This window comes from Curtobacterium sp. 1310 (assembly GCF_017834105.1).
GTDB lineage: Bacteria > Actinomycetota > Actinomycetes > Actinomycetales > Microbacteriaceae > Curtobacterium.
Window position 1 is genome coordinate 213,952 of record NZ_JAFICY010000004.1, and the last position, 18,528, is coordinate 232,479.

Below are 18,528 nucleotides of genomic sequence, written 5' to 3' on the forward strand. Positions count from 1 at the left end.
TGTCCGACCCGTCCCGGGGTCGTCCGTCTGCACAGGATAGGGCGAAGCGGGGGCGGAGGACAGCCCGTTCCACCCCCGTTGGGCGTTTCCCGGCCAGGACGGGCCGAGCGGGGTGCGAGCGTGTCCCGCGAGTGGGGGACTCCACGGGCCGCAGCCGGGGCCGCAGCCGGGGCCGCGCCGGTCGGGAGCCGTGCCGACGGGGACGTGCGCCACCCGGGAACGACGAAGGGCGCGTCCTGCTGGACGCGCCCTTCGGTACTGCTGGCGGAGAATGGGGGATTCGAACCCCCGAGGGCTTGCACCCAACACGCTTTCCAAGCGTGCGCCATAGGCCACTAGGCGAATTCTCCTCGTGCCACCTCGCGGTGACGACACCCCATGGTACAGGTTCGCGGGGGTGGTCACGACCACGTCCGTCCACGGCCCCGTCGGCTCCCAGAGCGCACGGTGTGCCCGCGACTAGCCTGGAGGGGTGTCGACCCGCATCTACATCACGTCAGCAGAAGGACACACGGGCAAGAGCACCGTCGCGCTCGGTGTCCTCGAGACCCTCGCACGCTCCGTCGGACGCGTCGGCGTGTTCCGACCGGTCGCACGGTCGGTGGCCGAGCCGGACTACGTGCTCGAGCTCCTGCTGCAGCACAGCGCGGTGGGGCTCTCCTACGACGAGGCCGTCGGCGTGACGTACGACGACGTGCACGCCGACCCGGACGCCGCCCTCGGCACGATCCTGAACCGGTTCGCCCAGGTCGAGCGGCAGTGCGACGCCGTCGTGGTGCTCGGGTCCGACTACACCGACGTCGGCAGCCCGACCGAGCTGTCGTTCAACGCCAAGGTCGCGGCGAACCTCGGCGCGCCCGTGCTGCTCGTGCTCGGCGGTCGGGACTCCTCGGAGCGTGGCGTCCGCACGCCCGAGGCGATGGCGCAGGTCGCGGACGTCACCACGAGCGAACTCCGGGCGGCGCACGCCCAGCTGCTCGGCGTCGTCGTGAACCGTGCGGACCCGGACGCCCTGGCCGCGATCGTCCAGAGCGTGGAGCACGCCGTGCGCGACGACCACCCGGACACCCCCGTGTGGGCCATCCCGGAGGACCGGGTGCTCGTGGCGCCGACGGTGCGCGCCCTGCTCGAGGCGACGGGCGCCACGCTCGTCCGCGGTGACGAGGCGCTGCTCGACCGGGAGGCCCTCGGCACGGTGGTCGCCGGCATGAGCATGGAGAACGTGCTGCCGCGGCTCATCGAGGGCGGGATCGTCGTCGTGCCGGGGGACCGCAGCGACGTGCTCCTCGCGACGGTGCTCGCGAACCAGTCCGAGACCTTCCCGAGCCTGGCGGGCGTGATCCTCAACGGCGGGTTCGAGACCTCGCCGCAGATCACCCGGCTGCTCGAGGGCCTGTCGAGCTCGCTGCCGATCGCCCGGAACGACCTCGGCACGTACGACACCGCGCTCCGCATCACCCACACCCGGGGGCGCCTCGCCGCGGACTCACCCCGCAAGGCCGACCTGGCACTGGCGCTCTTCGAGCAGCACGTCGACGCCGACGCACTGCGCGACCGCCTGCAGCTCACCCCGTCCGGGGTCGTCACGCCGCTCATGTTCGAGCACGGGCTGCTCGACCGCGCGCGTGGGTACGGCAAGCGGATCGTGCTGCCCGAGGGCGACGACGACCGCATCCTGCACGCGGCGTCGACGCTGCTCGCGCGACAGGTGTGCGAGCTCACGATCCTCGGCGAGCCGACGTCGATCCGGGCACGCGCCACCGAGCTCGGCCTCGACCTCGACGGTGCGCAGCTCGTCAGCCCGTTCGACCCCGAGCTGCGCGAGCGCTTCGCCGAGGAGTACACGCGGCTCCGAGCGCACAAGGGCATGTCGATGGAGCTCGCGCGCGACACCGTCACCGACGTGTCCTACTTCGGCACGCTCATGGTGCAGCTCGGACTCGCCGACGGCATGGTGTCCGGGGCGAAGCACACCACCGCGCACACCATCCGACCGTCCTTCGAGATCATCAAGACCCGGCCGGACACCTCGATCGTCTCGAGCGTGTTCCTCATGGCGCTCGCCGACCGCGTGCTCGTCTACGGTGACTGCGCGGTCATCCCCGACCCGAGCAGCGAGCAGCTCGCCGACATCGCGATCTCGTCGGCGGAGACGGCCACGCAGTTCGGCATCGACCCGCGCGTCGCGATGCTGAGCTACTCGACCGGCGACAGCGGCACCGGTGCGGACGTCGACAAGGTGCGTGCCGGGACGGCCTTCGTCCGGGAGCGCCGCCCGGACCTGCTCGTCGAGGGACCCATCCAGTACGACGCCGCCGCCGATCCGACGGTCGCCCGCACGAAGATGCCGGACTCGCCCGTGGCGGGCCGGGCGACGGTGTTCATCTTCCCCGACCTCAACACCGGCAACAACACGTACAAGGCCGTGCAGCGCTCGGCGGGTGCGGTCGCGATCGGACCCGTCCTCCAGGGCCTGCGCAAGCCGATCAACGACCTGTCCCGCGGTGCGCTCGTCAGCGACATCGTGAACACGGTCGCCATCACGGCCATCCAGGCCGGCACCGCGACCGACGCGGCCTGACCGACCATCGCCGACCGCGACCAGCCCACCCGCCCGCACCGCGCCTCCAGACCGTCCCGAGAAAGGCACCCCACCGTGACCGCAGCCCTCGTCGTCAACTCCGGATCGAGTTCGTTCAAGTACCAGCTCATCGAGCTCGAGGGCGAGCGCACGCTCGCCTCCGGGCTCGTCGAGCGCATCGGGGAGTCGTCGGGGGCGTGGAAGCACACCAACGCGCTGACGGGGGAGTCGTCGTCGAACGACGCGGCGTCCGTGCCCGACCACGCGGCCGGCTTCCAGGCGATGATCGACGCCTTCGCCAAGGTCGGGCCGTCGTTCGACGAGCACCCGCCGGCGGTCGTCGGACACCGCGTCGTGCACGGGGGGACCACCTTCGACGCGGCCACCGTCGTCACCGACGAGGTCGAGCAGCAGATCGAGGACCTGAACAGCCTCGCGCCGCTGCACAACCCCGCGAACCTCGAGGGCATCCGCGCGGCGAAGCAGGTGTTCTCGGACGTGCCGCACGTCGCCGTCTTCGACACCGCGTTCCACCAGACCATGCCGCCGCACGCCTACACGTACGCGATCCCGGCCGACCTCGCCGAGCGGTACCGGATCCGCCGGTACGGCATGCACGGGACGAGCCACAAGTACGTGTCCGAGCAGACCGCGGAGTTCCTCGGCCGCCCGCTGGCCGCGCTGAAGACGATCGTGCTGCACCTCGGCAACGGGGCGTCGGTCGCGGCGATCGACGGCGGGCGGTCGATCGAGACGTCGATGGGGCTCACGCCGCTCGAGGGCCTCGTGATGGGCACGCGCTCCGGCGACCTCGACCCGGCGGTGCTCATCCACCTGCACCGCGAGGCCGGCATGTCCTTCGACGACCTCGACACGATGCTCAACAAGCAGTCCGGTCTGCTCGGCCTCACCGGCAACGGCGACATGCGCGACGTGCAGGACGCGGCGCTCGGTGGCGACGACGAGGCCGAGGCGGCGCTCGCCGTGTACCGGCACCGGATCCGCCGCTACGTCGGGGCCTACACGGCGCAGCTCGGCGGGCTGGACGCCGTCGTGTTCACCGCCGGGGTGGGGGAGAACAACGCGCTGCTGCGGCGGCGCGTGCTCGCCGGGCTCGAGCACCTGGGCATCGAGGTCGACGCCGACCGGAACGAGCTGCACTCGAAGGAGGCCCGGCTGATCTCGACCGATGCGTCGCGGGTCGCGGTGCTCGTCGTGCCGACGAACGAGGAGCTCGAGATCGCCCGGCAGTCGGCGGCGGTCGCGCTGTAGGGCCGTCGGGCTGGTGGCGCGGCGGGGCGCCTGGTGCGGCGTGCCGCGGTGCCTGGGCCTGCGCCTGGTGCTGCGCCGTCGTCGAGGCGCCGCCAGCCACTCGAGACGCCGCCACTTCGTCGAGACGCCGCCACTTCCGACGGCGTCTCGCTCGGTGGACGGCGTCTCGCGCTGACGCCGGCGTCTCGAGCTGACGCCAGCGTCCCGCCCGCGTCAGCTCAGGGCGTGGAGGGCGGCCGGGATCGGGGTGTTGCCGCTCGTCACCTCGAACTGCACCCCGACGGCGGTGTCGTCGAGCAGTGCGTGCAGGACGAGGGCGGCGACGTCCGCACGGGGGATCGACCCGCGGGGGACCGTCCGGCCGACGTGCACCGTGCCCTGCGGCGGGGTGTCGAGCAGTGCTCCCGGCCGGATGATCGTCCAGGCCAGGTTCCGCATCCGGATGTTCGCATCGGCCTCCGACTTCGCCCGGAGGTACACCTGGAAGACGTCCGCCTCCGTCCGGGCAGGGACCACGGCACGCTCGCGGTCGTAGGCGTCGGCACCCATCGCCGACACCATCACGTACCGCTGGATCCCGATCCGCTCCGCCGCGTCCGCCAGGGCGATCGCCGCGTCGCGGTCGACGGACTCCTTGCGGTCGGCGCCGCTGTTCGGCCCGGCACCCGCGGCGAAGACCACGGCGTCGACGCCACGGAGGCGCAGCGCCAGCTCGTCGTCGTCCACCTGCTCCAGGTCGACGACCAGGGCCGTCGCGCCCTGCTGCTCGACGTCGGTCACATGGGCAGGGTTGCGGATGATCGCGACGGCGTCGTGGCCCGCGTCGGTGATCAGGCGGGCGAGGAGCAGTGCGATCTGGCCGTGTCCTCCGGCGATGGCGATCTTCATGTGTCCGATACTGCCCGGAGCATCCGGTAGACTTCCGGAGGCTCCTCACGTGACGCCATCCAGGCCAACTCCCCCAGGGCGGAAACGCAGCAAGGGTAACCGGGCTCTGGCGGGTGCGTGAGGAGTCTTCTTCGTTCCGGGGCGAGGACGCAGCCGGAGCGACCGGGGCTGTGTCGTCCTGTGCGTGAGGAGTCTTCTTCGTTCCGGGGCGAGGACGCAGCCGGAGCGACCGGGGCTGTGTCGTCCTGTGCGTGCGGAGTCTTCTTCGTTCCGGGGCTGTGTCGTCCTGTGCACGGGAAGTCTTCGCCGTTCTCCGGCAGAACCGCGATGGTTCCGGTACGCCGAGCGGACTCGCCGACGAAATCTCGTGCAACCTCGTGCGCGGTTCCTGTTCATGTGTAAAGATCACCCCCAGGAACCCCCAACCAGGGTTCCGACCCTCTCCCGTCTCACCAGCGGGGGAGTCCGAGGATCAGGTGGCAGGCGAGCCTGCCAGGAAACGGGACACGCATGCGCAGGCACGTGTCGCTCCGGGGTACCCCTGTGCCCGCAGGAGCGGTCAACTGGACACGATGGATCACCGGCGACGGGAACCGGGCTCGACGACGAGCTCCCGGTGACCGGAGCCTCCTCCTGCGCGGCGGTGTCGTCGCCACGGTGACGGCATTGCTCGCCGCCACCGTGGCGATCCAACCGGCTGCAGCGGCGCAGACGGACGTCGCCGAGGCCGAGGGCTTCCTGCTCAGCGGTTCCGGCATCGTCGACGTCGACGCGCTCGCCCAGCTCCGCGGTGCCTACTCCGCGAGCAGCGCGAGCACGGTCGGCGGGACGACGAACCAGCCGCTCGACCTCACCGCGCTGAACAGCTTGGGCGTCCGACTGTCGAACAACGTCGACCTGCTCGGCGCGAACGGCATCCTGACGCTCGGTGTCGACGGGCAGTTCGCGACGACCTCGCAGACGGGCGCCCGCGGTTCCTCCGGCCTCGTCGGCAACGACGGGGCGATCGGCGTCGGGAGCGGCACCGGGGCCGGTGCGTCGACGCTGAACCTGAACCCGCTGCTGACCCGGGTCCGCGCGGACTCGACCGTGCTGTCGAACGCGCAGCTGCAGGTGGGCGCGCTCGCCTCGACGATCAGCGCCACACGTGGTGCGACGGTGAGCACCGCGAGCGACTACCGCATCGCCGGCGCGAACCTGCAGCTCACCAGCCCCGCGGTGTCCCGACTCGCGACGACCCTGCGGGCGAACGTCGCGCCGCTGTCCGCCTCGGTGAACACCGCGCTGAGCGGAGCGGTGACGACCGACGCGGTCACGGGGGCGTTGGGATCGCTGCTCTCGCCGCTGGTGTCCGTTCGGAACACGAGCGTCCAGACGACCGCGAACCTCGATCTCGGGCCGACCATCGACGGGGTCCTCGCGCAGCCGATCACGGACGGTGCGGTGACCATCACCCCGTCGACCGGTTCGATCACCGTCGACCTCGACACGTTGACGCGGCTCAACGACCAGCCGGCGAACACCCCCGTGCTCACCGATGCGGCGGTCGCCGCGATCAACAGCAGCATCACGAACATCCTCGGGACACGGCTCCCTGCCACCCTGAGCACCGCCGTCACGAACGCGGTCGACGCCGCACGGGTGCGCGTCCAGGTCAGTGCCACGCTCAGCGCGGCCGGGGCGGTCAACCTGCCGATCAACGTGACCGTCGACTCGACCATCGGTGCGCTCGCCGTGTCGGGCGCGGCCACGCCGCAGGTCTCCGTGTCGACGGGAACGATCCTCGGGATCAACGTCGCCCCCGTGCTCGGGACGCTCGTCAGCGGCACCGTCGTCCCGGCCCTCCAGACCGCGGTGCGGCCGCTGGCGAACTCCGCCGCCCTCACCCAGCTCAGCACCACGCTCACCACCACCACGACCGCGGTCGCGACGGCGCTCTCGCCCGTCGTGCTCCTCCTCCGTCAGGTGGTCGACCTGACGGTGAACGCGCAGGACGACCCCCGCTTCCGCGACCCTCGCGGGTACGACCCAGGGGCGCAGAGCGTGACCGCCCTGCGCCTCACGGTGCTGCCGGGACTGAACGCCGCGACGGTCGACCTCGCCACCTCCACGGTGCGCGCCACGGCGTTCCTGGCCCCGACGATCACCGCACCCACGGCAGGGCAGCAGTTCAGCGTCCCGACCGACACCTCCACCCGCTCGGTGACGGTGCGCGGGACCGGTGAACCCGGTGCCGGCATCGCGCTCGCCGCGGGCGGTGGCCTGACCGCCCCCGCGACGGTCGCCCCCGACGGCACCTGGACCGCCACACTCGCGGACGTCCCGGTCGGGGACCGGACCGTCACCGCGACGCAGACGGTCGGCGGCGCCGCCGCGGGCACCGCGACGCAGGCCTTCTCGGTCGTCGCGCAGCGTCCGCTGGTCATCGACACGCCCACTGCCGGGCAGCAGTTCACCACGACCGGGACCACGACCCCGGTGACCCTCACCGGCACGTCCACCGCGAACGCGCGGATCGACGTGACGATCGGCGACGACGTCACGGCGAGCGGCACGGCGGACGGCAACGGCGTCTGGAGCGTCCCCGTCGACGCGGTCCCGGTCGGGCTGCAGACGGCCAGCGTGACGCAGACCGTCGGCGACACCACCTCGGCCGCGGTGACGCGGGACTTCGAGGTCGTCGCCGCTCGGACGCTGACCATCGACACTCCGGCCCCCGATGCGGTCCTGCCGCTCGTCGGGGACACCCGCGCCGTCGTGCTCACCGGTGCTGCCGAGGGCGGTGCCCGCGTCGACGTGACGCTCGGCGACGGTCTGACCGCCACCACCACGGCGAACACGAACGGCACCTGGACCGCCACGGTCGAGGACGTCCCCGCGGGCGACTACACGGCCACGGCGACCCAGACCGTCGACGGCACGACGAGCGCTCCGGTGACCCGTGACTTCTCGGTCACCGCCGTTCCCGGCATCACCATCGAGGAGCCGACCGACGGAGCCGTCCTGACGGTCGCCGACGCCACGTCGACCACCCCGGTCACGGTGACCGGCACCGCTGCGCCGAACGCGTCCGTCGCGGTCGACCTCGGCGGCTCCTTCACGGCGATCACCGAGGCGGACGACGACGGCGACTGGACCGCCACCTTCCCGGGGGTCCCGGTCGGTGAGCGCACGATCACCGCGACGCAGACGGTCGCCGGCACCACCTCGGCGCCCGTCACCTCGGCCTTCGAGATCGCCGTCGGTGCCCCGCTGACGATCGCGACCCCTGCGGACGGCGCCACCGTGCCCGTCCTCGACGCCGACTCGACCGCCGACCTCGACGTCACCGGGACCGCCGAGCCCCGGGCCCGGGTGTCGGTGTCGCTCGGCGGCGGCCTCACGGCCACGACGACGGCCGACGGAGACGGTGACTGGAGGACGACGGTCGAGGACGTGCCCGTCGGTCGGTACACCCTGACCGCGACGCAGACCGTGAACGGCACGACGTCGCCGGCCCAGCAGCGGATCGTCTCGGTCGTCCCCGCGGCAGCGCTGCAGGTGACCGCACCGGTGCAGGGCGCGACGACCGTGGTCGCGAACGACGACGACACGGTCGACGTCGACGTGACCGGGACGGCGCAGCCCGGTGCCGAGATCGACGTCGTGCTCGACGAGCGAGCACCCGTCACGACCACGGTGGACGACGACGGCACCTGGTCGGTGGCCCTGCCGGACGTCGGGACCGGCGGTCACACCGTGACGGTCACCCAGACCGTCGGTGGACAGACCTCGCCGGCGATCGAGCGGGACATCTCGATCGAGGTCGGCGACGACCTCGAGATCACCGCTCCCACCGAGGGGCAGGAGATCCCCGCCACGAGCACCGGCGACGCGTCGGTCGTGGTCCGCGGGACCGCGGAGCCGGGTGCGACCGTCTCCGTCAGCATCGACGGGGCAGCACCCGTCGCCGTCGTGACCGGCCCCGCGGGCAACTGGGTCCTCGACCCGGTGCAGCTCGGGACCGGCCAGCACACCGTCGAGGCCGTGCAGACCGTGAACGGCACGACCGGTCCCACCGAGACGCGGGACTTCACCGTCGTCCCGGGCACCGCCGTCACCATCGACAGCCCGGCCGCCGGCTCGCGCTTCGTCGTGGTCGACGGGGACGCCACCGCCACGGTGACGATCAGCGGTGTCGCCGAACCCGGCGCAGCCGTGACGGTGACGGTCGGTGACCTCGAGCTCTCGACCACCGCAGCCGACGACGACGGCACCTGGTCGGTCGACGCAGCCGGGCTCGCCCCCGGTGACTACACGATCGACGCGGCACAGTCGCTGAACGGCGCGAGCACGGACGCCCTGCCCGTGGGCTTCCTGGTCGACGCTGCGGCGCCCCTCACCATCACGGCTCCAGGCACGTCGACGATGACGGTCGCCGGCGACGACGTGACCCGTGACGTGACGGTCACCGGCACCGGGCAGCCCGGCGCGACGATCGTCGCGACGATCGACGGCGAGGAGCCCGGAGCGACGACCACGGTCGCCGCCGACGGGAGCTGGTCCGTCACCTTCGAGGACGTCGGCGTCGGGACGCACCCGGTGTCGGTCACGCAGACGCTGCCCGGCGGGGTCTCCAGCCCGGCGACGTCCGACCCCGTGACCCGCGACGTCACGCTCGTCGCCGCGGACGACGTGCTCATCACGTCGCCCGAGGACGGCGCGGTCCTGCTCGTCCCGGACGAGGACACCACACGCGACGTGACGGTGTCCGGCACGGCAGAGCCGAACGCACCGGTGACGGTCCGTGTCGGCGACGCCGAGGCCTCCACGACCGCGGACGACGACGGCGACTGGACGGTCACCGTCGGCGGCGTCGGCGTGGGCGAGCAGACGGTCACGGCGACGCAGACGGTCGGCGGCACCACCGCCTCCAGTGCGGAGCAGACGCTCACGGTGCGCGCAGGCCGACCGCTCGCGCTCACCAGCCCCGACGACGGTGACGTCATCACGGTCGCCGACCCGACCGGTACGGCCGACGTCGTGGCGGCCGGTACGGCCGAGCCGGGCGCTCCGGTGACCGTCACGCTCTCCACCGGGGAACAGGCGATCGTCGAGGCGGACGACGACGGACGGTGGACCCACACGTTCACCGACGTGCCGACGGGTGACCACACCGTCCGGGCGACGCAGGTCGTCGGCGGGATCACCTCGGCGCCCGTCAGCGCCGGAGTGTCGGTGCGGGCCGGGGCGCCGCTGACCGTCACCACGCCGGCCGGAGCCACGGCCGTCACGGTCGCGGACGACGACGCCACCACCGACGTGGACTTCGCCGGCACCGGCGCGCCGGGGGCGACGGTCACCGTCGACCTCGGTGACGGCGGCACCGCCGAGACGGTCGTCGGCGACGACGGCACCTGGGCGACCACCGTCGAGGACGTCCCGGTGGGGTCCTGGACGGCGGCGGTCACGCAGTCGGTGAACGGCACCACGAGCGCCCCCGTCACGCGACCGGTCTCGGTCGTCGCCGCGGCGGAGCTCGTCGTCCGGCAGCCGGAGGGCACCGTCACCGTCGCGGACGTCGCCGCCACGACGACCGTCACGGTCGCCGGTGACGCCGAGCCCGGCGCCACCGTGACGGTGACCGTCGACGACCGAGACCCGGTCGACGTGACGGTGGGCGACGACGGCACGTGGAGCGTCGACGTCGACGACGTCGCGGTCGGTGAGCACGTCGTGTCGGCGACGCAGACCGTCGCCGGCTCGACCTCGACCACGCCGGTCGAGCGTCCCTTCGAGGTCGTCGCGGCAGCGCCGGTCGTCATCACCGCCCCCGCGGACGGGGACGAGGTGCGGGTCGCCGACGAGGACGCCACGACGACGGTCACGGTGCGCGGCACCGCGGAGCCCGGCGCCACCGTGGTGGTCGACCTCGGCGGCGGGCGTGATGCCACGACCGAGGCCGACGAGGACGGCGACTGGGCGGTCGACGTCCCCGGTGTCCCCGCGGGCACCACGACCGTCAGCGTCACCCAGCAGGTCGGCGGCACCACGTCGCAGCCGGTCACGGTCGCCATCGAGGTCGTGGTCGCGGCACCGCTGACGATCGCCACCCCGGCCGACGGGTCCACCGTCACGGTCGCACAGGACGACTCCCTCGCGACGATCGTCGCGAACGGGGCGGCCGAGCCCGGTGCCGAGGTCCGCGTGACCCTGGACGACGGCGACGAGCAGACCGTGACGGCGACCGACGCCGGCACCTGGAGCGTCCGGTTCGACGGCGTCGCGACGGGTGAGCACACCGTCCGGGCGACGCAGACGGTCGACGGGTCCACCTCGGGTCCGGTCGTCAACACGTTCACGGTCGAGGCCGGTGCGCCCCTGACGGTCAGCACGCCGACCGACGACCAGGTCGTCACGGTGCCGGCGTCCGACCCGACGGTCGACCTGCCCGTGGCGGGCACCGGCGAGCCCGGTGGCACGGTCACCGTGGTGGTCGACGACGGCGACCCGATCGAGGTGCCCGTCCGTGACGACGGCACCTGGGACACGGTCGTACCGGGCGTCGGTCCCGGCGACCACACGGTGACCGTCGGCCAGGAGGTCGGTGGCACCACCTCCGACCCTGTCGTGGTGGACGTGACCGTGGACGTCGCCGACGAGGACGCCGTCGTCATCACGACGCCGGCGGCCGGCAGCACCGTCCGGATCGTCGGTGACACCACGCCGGTCCGGGTCGTGGGCACGGCAGCGCCCGGCGCAACGGTGTCGGTCACGATCGACGACGGCACCGCCGTCGCGACCACGGCCGACGACGAGGGCGACTGGACGGTCACCGTGCCGGACGTCGCGCTCGGCGGCCACACCGCCTCCGCCACGCAGACCGTGGACGGCCGGACCACTGCAGCACCCGACGTCGCCTTCACCGTCGCCGCCGTGGCCCCGCTGCAGGTGACCGCCCCCGTGGACGGCCAGGTGTTCCCGACGGACCAGGACACGGTCTCCGTGCCGGTCAGCGGGACCGCCGAGCCGGGCGCCACCGTGACGGTCGACATCGACGGCACCACGGTGTCGACGACGGCCGGTGCGGACGGCTCCTGGACGGTGACCGTGCCGGACGTCCCGGTCGGCGACCACACCGTGTCGGCGACGCAGACGGTCGGCGGGGCCACCTCGGCCCCGGTGACCAGCGGCATCAGCGTGGTCGCCGCGCAGGAGGACGACGTCGTCATCACGGACCCGACCCCGGGTCGCCTCTTCGAGGCCCCCGGGCTCGACAGCACGACCACCGTGCCCGTCTCCGGGACTGCCGCAGCTGACGCCGCGGTCGAGGTCCGGCTCTCGACCGGGCAGGTCCGGACGACGACGGCCGGCGGCGACGGTCGCTGGAGCGTCACCTTCGAGGAGGTCCCGGCCGGTGACTGGACGCTGCAGGCGACGCAGACCGTGGACGGGGGCACCTCCGACTCGCAGGTCGTGCCGATCGTCGTCCGGGTCGCGGACCCCCTGACGGTCACCTCGCCCCTGCCCGGGGCCCGGCAGACGGCCGGTGCCGACGGCACCGCCACCTGGCAGGTCACCGGGACGGCGGACCCGGGTGCGACCGTCACGGTCCGCAGCGACGCGGGAGACCCCGTCGTGACGACCGCGGCTGCCGACGGCTCCTGGTCGGTGTCCGTGGAGCTCGGGGTCGGTGCGCACACCTTCACGGTGACCCAGACCGTCGAGGGTGCCACGTCCGCCGCCCAGACGGTGCCGGTGGTGGTGGTCGCCGCCCAGCCGGGTGAGCCGGGGCAGCCGGGTGAGCCCGGTGAGCCCGGTGAGCCTGGGGAGCCGGGTCAGCCTGGTGAGCCCGGTGAGCCTGGTGAGCCCGGTGAGCCCGGTGAGCCCGGTGAGCCCGGTGAGCCGGGGCAGCCCGGTGAGCCTGGAGAGCCTGGGGAGCCTGGGGAGCCTGGGGAGCCTGGGGAGCCTGGGGAGCCTGGGGAGCCTGGGGAGCCTGGAGAGCCTGGAGAGCCTGGAGAGCCTGGAGAGCCGGCTCAGCCTGGAGAGCCGGGTCAGCCCGGTGAGCCGGGTGAGCCTGGTCAGCCCGGTGAGCCTGGGGAGCCTGGTCAGCCCGGTGAGCCCGGTGAGCCCGGTGAGCCTGGTCAGCCCGGTGAGCCCGGTGAGCCCGGGCAGCCTGGAGAGCCGGGTCAGCCCGGGGAGCCTGGAGAGCCGGGCCAGCCCGGTGGACCTGGCCAGCCGGGGCAGCCGGGGCAGCCAGGGCAGCCGGGCCAGCCAGGCCTGCCGGGTGGCTCCGGGAACGGAGCCGGCACCGGTACCGGAGTGATCGGTACCGGCAACGGATCGGGTCTCGGTGCCGGCAACGGATCGCTCGGCAACGGCAACGGCAACGGCAACGGCAACGGCAACGGCAACGGCACCGGCACGGGCACGGGCAACGGCACGGGATCCGGATCCGGCAACGGTTCCGGTCGCGATCTCGCCTTCACCGGTGCGGACGTCGCCCCGCTCGCGGGTGCCGCCGGCGGCCTGGTGGTCCTCGGATTCCTGCTGCTCGGTCTCTCCCGACTGGCACGCCGTATCCGCCGCGGGCGCGCCTGACCGTCCGCCCACACCGACCGCACCGCGCCTCTCGTCCGTCGTCACGACGGCCGGGAGGCGCGGTGTCGTCCCGCCCCTCGTCGCCCCCTCCACAGGTGGTCGCCGAGGGCGTCGCGCTGTCGGCCGTCCCGGCTACCCTTGGTCCGTGGTCACCGCCCTGTATCGCCGTTACCGGCCCGAGAACTTCGCCGAGCTGATCGGTCAGTCGCAGGTCACCGACCCGCTGCGGACCGCCCTGCGGACGAACCGTGTGAACCACGCCTACCTGTTCAGCGGGCCGCGCGGGTGCGGCAAGACGACCTCGGCGCGCATCCTCGCCCGGTGCCTGAACTGCGAACAGGGCCCGACGGACACGCCGTGCGGCGTCTGCCCGAGCTGCGTGGAGCTCGCCCGGGGTGGCGGGGGATCGCTCGACGTCATCGAGATCGACGCAGCGAGCCACAACGGCGTCGACGACGCGCGCGACCTGCGCGACCGCGCCGTGTTCGCACCGGCGCGCGACCGCTACAAGATCTTCATCCTCGACGAAGCGCACATGGTGACGCCGCAGGGCTTCAACGCCCTGCTCAAGCTGGTCGAGGAACCGCCGGAGCACGTGAAGTTCATCTTCGCGACCACCGAGCCGGAGAAGGTCATCGGCACCATCCGCTCCCGGACCCACCACTACCCGTTCCGGCTCGTCCCGCCGGCCACGATGCTCGAGTACGTCGAGCAGCTGTGCGAGCAGGAGTCGGTCTCCGTCGCGCCGGGTGTCCTCCCGCTCGTCGTCCGTGCCGGTGGGGGGTCGGTGCGAGACACGCTGTCGCTGCTCGACCAGCTCATGGCCGGCAGCGAGGACGGCGCGATCGCCTACGAACGCGCGGTCGCCCTGCTCGGCTACACCGACGCTGCGTTGCTCGACGACGTCGTGGACGCACTGGCGGTGGCCGACCCCGCCTCGGCCTTCGCCGCGGTCGACCGCGTGGTGCAGACCGGGCAGGACCCGCGTCGCTTCGTCGAGGACCTGCTCGAGCGGCTCCGTGACCTGATCGTCGTCGCGGCGACGAACGAGAGCGCCGCAGCCGTGCTGCGCGGGATCTCTCCCGAGGAACTCGACACCATGACCCGGCAGGCCGGCGTCTTCGGCGCGACGGCGCTGTCGCGGTCCGCCGACATCGCCAACCGCGCGCTCACCGAGATGACCGGTGCGACGTCGCCCCGACTGCACCTCGAGCTGATGACGGCGCACATGCTCGTGCCCGAGGTCGACGACACCCAGCGCGGTGCACTCGCCCGCGTCGAGCGGCTCGAGCGTCGCGTCGGTGTTGGCGACGCCGGCGGGCACCAGGCTCCCGCCGCGGTCGAACGACCGCAGGCTGCACAGCAGTCCTCCGCGGGCGCTTCGGTTCCGCGCACGGGAGCGGGCGGCGCCGCGGCGCAGGCCGGCTCCTCGCAGGCGACCCCGGCTGCGCAGCTCGCTGCGTCGACCGCGACCGCGACCGCGACCCGAGCAGCGGCGCCGACCCGACCGGACCAGGAGCCCGCCGATCAGGCTCCGACGACCGCGCGTGACGCCGAGCCGCGGGACCCCGGCGCGACCGTGCGCGATGCCGCTGCCTCCTGGGCAGCCGTGGCGACGCCACCGAGCCAGGGTCCGGCCGACGGCCCGACCGATCGGTCTTCGGGCCGACCGGCGGAGCAGAGCGCGTCGAGTGCGATGACGACGGCACACCCGATCGAGCAGCACCAGCACGATCCGTCGGGCACCGCGAACGCGTCGTCCACCGGGCAGGGGACGGCCGTCGGCGACGAGGCGGTCGTCCGACCGGTCGCCGCCGTCGGCTTCCAGCAGCTCCGCGACGCCTGGCCCCAGGTCGTCGAGCACGTCCAGCGCGCTCGGCGTTCGGCCTGGTCCGTGGTGGTCACGGCTCAGGTGACGGCCCTGCGCGAGGACGTGCTGACGCTCACCTTCCCCAGCCAGCAGGACGTGGCGTCGTTCAAGGAGATGTCCGACCCCGCGACGAGCGTCAGCGAACTGCTCCGGTCGGCGATCATCGACGTCCTCGGCCTGCGGGTGAAGTTCGTCGCCCGTGGGCCGGGACAACAGCGCTCGGCCGGTGCTCCCGCGTCGGAGCCGGGTCGGCAGACGTCGCAGCAGCAGCCGACGCGACCGCAGGTGACGTCGGAGGACACCAGCCGGCAGCAGGCCGCGCGCCAGCAGTCCGCACCGCCGCAGCCGGAGACTGCCGAAGGGCCGACGCAGCAGCAGACCGCACCGCAGCACCAGCATTCGACTGCACCGCAGCAGCCGACCGCACCGCAGCAGCCGAGCCAGCAGCAGCAGCCGAGCCAGCAGCAGCAGCCGAGCCAGCCGCAGCAGCAGCAGGCGAGCCAGCAGCAGCAGGCGAACCAACAGCAGGCGAGCCAGCAGCAGCCGACCACACGGCAGCAGCCGGCCGCGCCCAGCGCTCCGGTGACCGACTGGGCCGTCGCCACGATCCCGGCGACCGACCCGACCGCCGGTGCCGTGCCCGAGCACCTCGAGCCGGGGTGGTCGGCACCGTTCGGGACGACCGACACCGGGGAGCCGGTCGTGCCCGTCGCACCGGTCTCCGACCCCGCCGCCGACGCGGCCCTCGCTGCACAGCTCCGTCCGGCCTCCGCGCTCGGCGGTGCCGGAACGGCGCCGGCCCGTGCTGCTGCGCCGAGCGACCCGACACCCGACGCACCGGGAGCGCCGGCACCGGCCGCAGCCGCAGCGCCCGCATCGGCAGCGCCCGCATCGGCAGCGCCCGCCGCGCCGGGTACCGCGGCCGCCGTACCCTCCGGCGGGCCGGACGTCCCGGTCGACGACTACCCGCTCGACGACGAGCCCTACGACGACGGCGCTCCCTTCCCCGACCCGGGAGCGCACGCGTCCTCGGGTGCACCGAGCCAGCGACCGACGCGGGCACCAGCACCGCAGGCAGCACCGGCGCCGACCGGCCCGGCACAGGCCGCACCCGCACCGGCAGCGCCCGAGCAGGCAGCACCTGCGCAGACAGCACCGACCCAGGAGGCGGCTGCGCAGCCAGCTCCGGCACGGACCGCTGCACCCCAGGTCCGTCGGACGCCGGTCGCTGGTCGGTACGGCGAGGCGGTCGTCCGTGAGATCCTCGGCGCGCAGTTCATCGAGGAGACCGCCCTGCACGAGGAAGGCGCCTGATGTACGACGGGATCGTCCAGGACCTGATCGACGAGTTCGGTCGGCTGCCGGGCATCGGCCCGAAGTCGGCGCAGCGCATCGCGTTCCACATCCTGCAGACCGAGTCGTTCGACCCGGCGCGACTGTCCGAGCTCCTGGCCGAGGTCAAGGAGAAGGTGCGCTTCTGCGAGGTCTGCGGCAACGTCACCGAGAACGTGCGGTGCAGCATCTGCCGTGACCCCCGTCGGTCGCCGTCGGTGATCTGCGTCGTGGAGGAGGCGAAGGACGTCGCCGCCATCGAGCGCACCCGCGAGTTCCGTGGGCTCTACCACGTGCTCGGCGGAGCGATCAGCCCGATCGACGGTGTCGGTCCGGACGACCTGCGGATCCAGCAGCTGATGACGCGGCTGGCCGACGGCACCGTGGACGAGGTCATCATCGCCACCGACCCGAACCTCGAGGGCGAGGCGACGGCGACCTACCTCAGCCGACTGCTCGTCCCGATGGGCATCCGCACCACGCGACTCGCGTCCGGGCTGCCGGTGGGTGGTGACCTCGAGTACGCCGACGAGGTGACCCTCGGCCGCGCCTTCGAGGGCCGACGCGTGGTCGGTCACTGACGGACGTGCGCGCAGGATCGTTGCGTCGAGCCCGCCTCGCACGCAACATCCGCGGAACACCCTCTACGATTGACAGACCGCGCGACCGTCGCGGAACCGTCGTCCCCGGGAGTACCAGCCAGTGGCCCTGATCGTGCAGAAGTTCGGTGGATCGTCCGTCGCGGACGCCGAGAGCATCAAGCGCGTGGCGAAGCGGATCGTCCAGACGAAGAAGGCGGGCAACGACGTCGTCGTGGCCGTCTCGGCGATGGGCGACACCACCGACGAGCTCGTCGACCTCGCGCACTCCGTGACGCCGATCCCCGCCGGTCGTGAGCTCGACATGCTGCTCACCGCGGGGGAGCGCATCTCGATGGCGCTGCTCGCGATGGCGATCAAGAGCCTCGGGGTCGAGGCATCGTCGTACACGGGCAGCCAGGCCGGCATGCTCACGGACGCCCAGCACGGCAAGGCCCGCATCGTCGACGTCACCCCGAAGCGCGTGCGCGAGGCGCTCGACGCCGGGCACGTCGCGATCGTGGCCGGGTTCCAGGGGTTCAACCGCACGACGGGCGAGATCACCACGCTCGGTCGCGGTGGGTCGGACACCACCGCCGTCGCGCTCGCCGCCGCGCTCGACGCCGACGTCTGCGAGATCTACACCGACGTCGACGGCATCTTCACCGCGGACCCCCGCGTGGTGCCGAAGGCCAAGAAGGTCGACCGGATCACGAGCGAGGAGATGCTCGAGCTCGCCGCCTCCGGCGCCAAGGTCCTGTACATCCGTGCCGTCGAGTACGCCCGTCGGCACGGCGTCACCCTGCACGTCCGCTCCTCGTTCAGCAACGCCGAGGGCACCATCGTCTACAACCCTGCAGAGGGGGAAACCGTGGAAGAACCGATCATCACCGGCATCGCCGGAGACCTCTCCGAGGGGAAGATCACCGTCGTCGGCGTGCCCGACACCCCCGGCAAGGCCGCCGAGATCTTCACGATCGTGGCCCGCGCCGGCGCCAACATCGACATGATCGTGCAGAACGTGTCCGAGGCGGTCACGGGTCGCACGGACATCTCGTTCACGCTGCCGAAGGACCAGGGCCAGGGCGTCCTGACCGCGCTCGAGGTCGCCAAGGCCGACATCGGCTACTCGGGCATCCAGTACGACGACCAGATCGGCAAGCTCGCCCTGGTCGGTGCCGGCATGCGGACCAACGCCGGTGTCTCGGCGGCGCTCTTCCGCGCCCTGCACGAGGCGTCCATCAACATCGAGATGATCTCCACCTCGGAGATCCGCATCTCGGTCGTCACGCGCGCCGACACCCTGAACGAGGCCATGCGCGTCGTGCACCAGGCCTTCGGGCTGGACGCCGACCAGGAAGCCGTCGTCTACGCAGGCACCGGGCGCTGAGCCCCGCGCCGACACGACCCACGAGCAGGAGCACCAC

The 18,528-nt window shown here is 72.8% G+C and carries 7 protein-coding genes, 1 tRNA gene and 1 other RNA gene; 7 read left to right on the top strand and 2 right to left on the bottom strand.

What is annotated here, in order from left to right:
• Positions 1-262: 262 nt before the first annotated feature.
• Positions 263-350, bottom strand: a tRNA-Ser gene (locus tag JOD95_RS11810).
• A gap of 122 nt (positions 351-472) precedes the next feature.
• Here JOD95_RS11810 and pta point away from each other — a divergent pair.
• Together pta and JOD95_RS11820 are read left to right on the top strand one after the other, a co-directional pair.
• On the top strand, positions 473-2,581 hold the full coding sequence (gene pta / locus JOD95_RS11815) for a phosphate acetyltransferase (protein ID WP_209685079.1): 2,109 nt from the start codon (positions 473-475) through the stop codon (positions 2,579-2,581).
• 75 nt (positions 2,582-2,656) lie between these two features.
• Positions 2,657-3,853, top strand: coding sequence for an acetate/propionate family kinase (locus JOD95_RS11820; RefSeq protein ID WP_209685081.1), 1,197 nt, complete (start codon positions 2,657-2,659; stop codon positions 3,851-3,853).
• 213 nt (positions 3,854-4,066) lie between these two features.
• On the opposite strand, the gene JOD95_RS11825 is transcribed toward JOD95_RS11820, so the two are convergent.
• Complete coding sequence (locus JOD95_RS11825) at positions 4,067-4,741, bottom strand: NAD(P)H-binding protein (protein ID WP_209685083.1); 675 nt, start codon at positions 4,739-4,741, stop codon at positions 4,067-4,069.
• Positions 4,742-4,777: 36 nt separating this feature from the next.
• Here JOD95_RS11825 and ffs point away from each other — a divergent pair.
• The 5 genes from ffs (at position 4,778) to JOD95_RS11850 (ending at position 18,491) form a co-directional block, all read left to right on the top strand.
• Positions 4,778-4,874: signal recognition particle sRNA small type (gene ffs, locus JOD95_RS11830), an RNA gene on the top strand.
• A 533-nt stretch (positions 4,875-5,407) separates the two neighbouring features.
• Positions 5,408-13,321 carry a choice-of-anchor G family protein gene (locus tag JOD95_RS11835; protein WP_209685084.1) on the top strand — a complete coding sequence of 2,638 codons (7,914 nt, stop codon included), beginning with the start codon at positions 5,408-5,410 and terminating at the stop codon, positions 13,319-13,321.
• Positions 13,322-13,466: 145 nt separating this feature from the next.
• Positions 13,467-16,505, top strand: coding sequence for a DNA polymerase III subunit gamma and tau (locus JOD95_RS16435; protein WP_307810433.1), 3,039 nt, complete (start codon positions 13,467-13,469; stop codon positions 16,503-16,505).
• Positions 16,505-17,104 carry a recombination mediator RecR gene (gene recR / locus JOD95_RS11845; protein WP_066655176.1) on the top strand — a complete coding sequence of 200 codons (600 nt, stop codon included), beginning with the start codon at positions 16,505-16,507 and terminating at the stop codon, positions 17,102-17,104. The genes JOD95_RS16435 and recR overlap by 1 nt, the downstream gene beginning before the upstream one ends.
• Positions 17,105-17,225: 121 nt before the next feature.
• Positions 17,226-18,491: an aspartate kinase gene (locus JOD95_RS11850; protein WP_066655175.1), complete on the top strand. Its 1,266-nt coding sequence runs from the start codon at positions 17,226-17,228 to the stop codon at positions 18,489-18,491.
• The last annotated feature ends 37 nt before the right edge of the window (positions 18,492-18,528 follow it).

Excerpts from the sequence above, each read along its gene's own strand:
- JOD95_RS11825 (WP_209685083.1), bottom strand. The coding sequence starts at position 4,741 with ATGAAGATCGCCATCGCCGGAGGACACGGCCAGATCGCACTGCTCCTC.
- recR (WP_066655176.1), top strand. The coding sequence starts at position 16,505 with ATGTACGACGGGATCGTCCAGGACCTGATCGACGAGTTCGGTCGGCTG.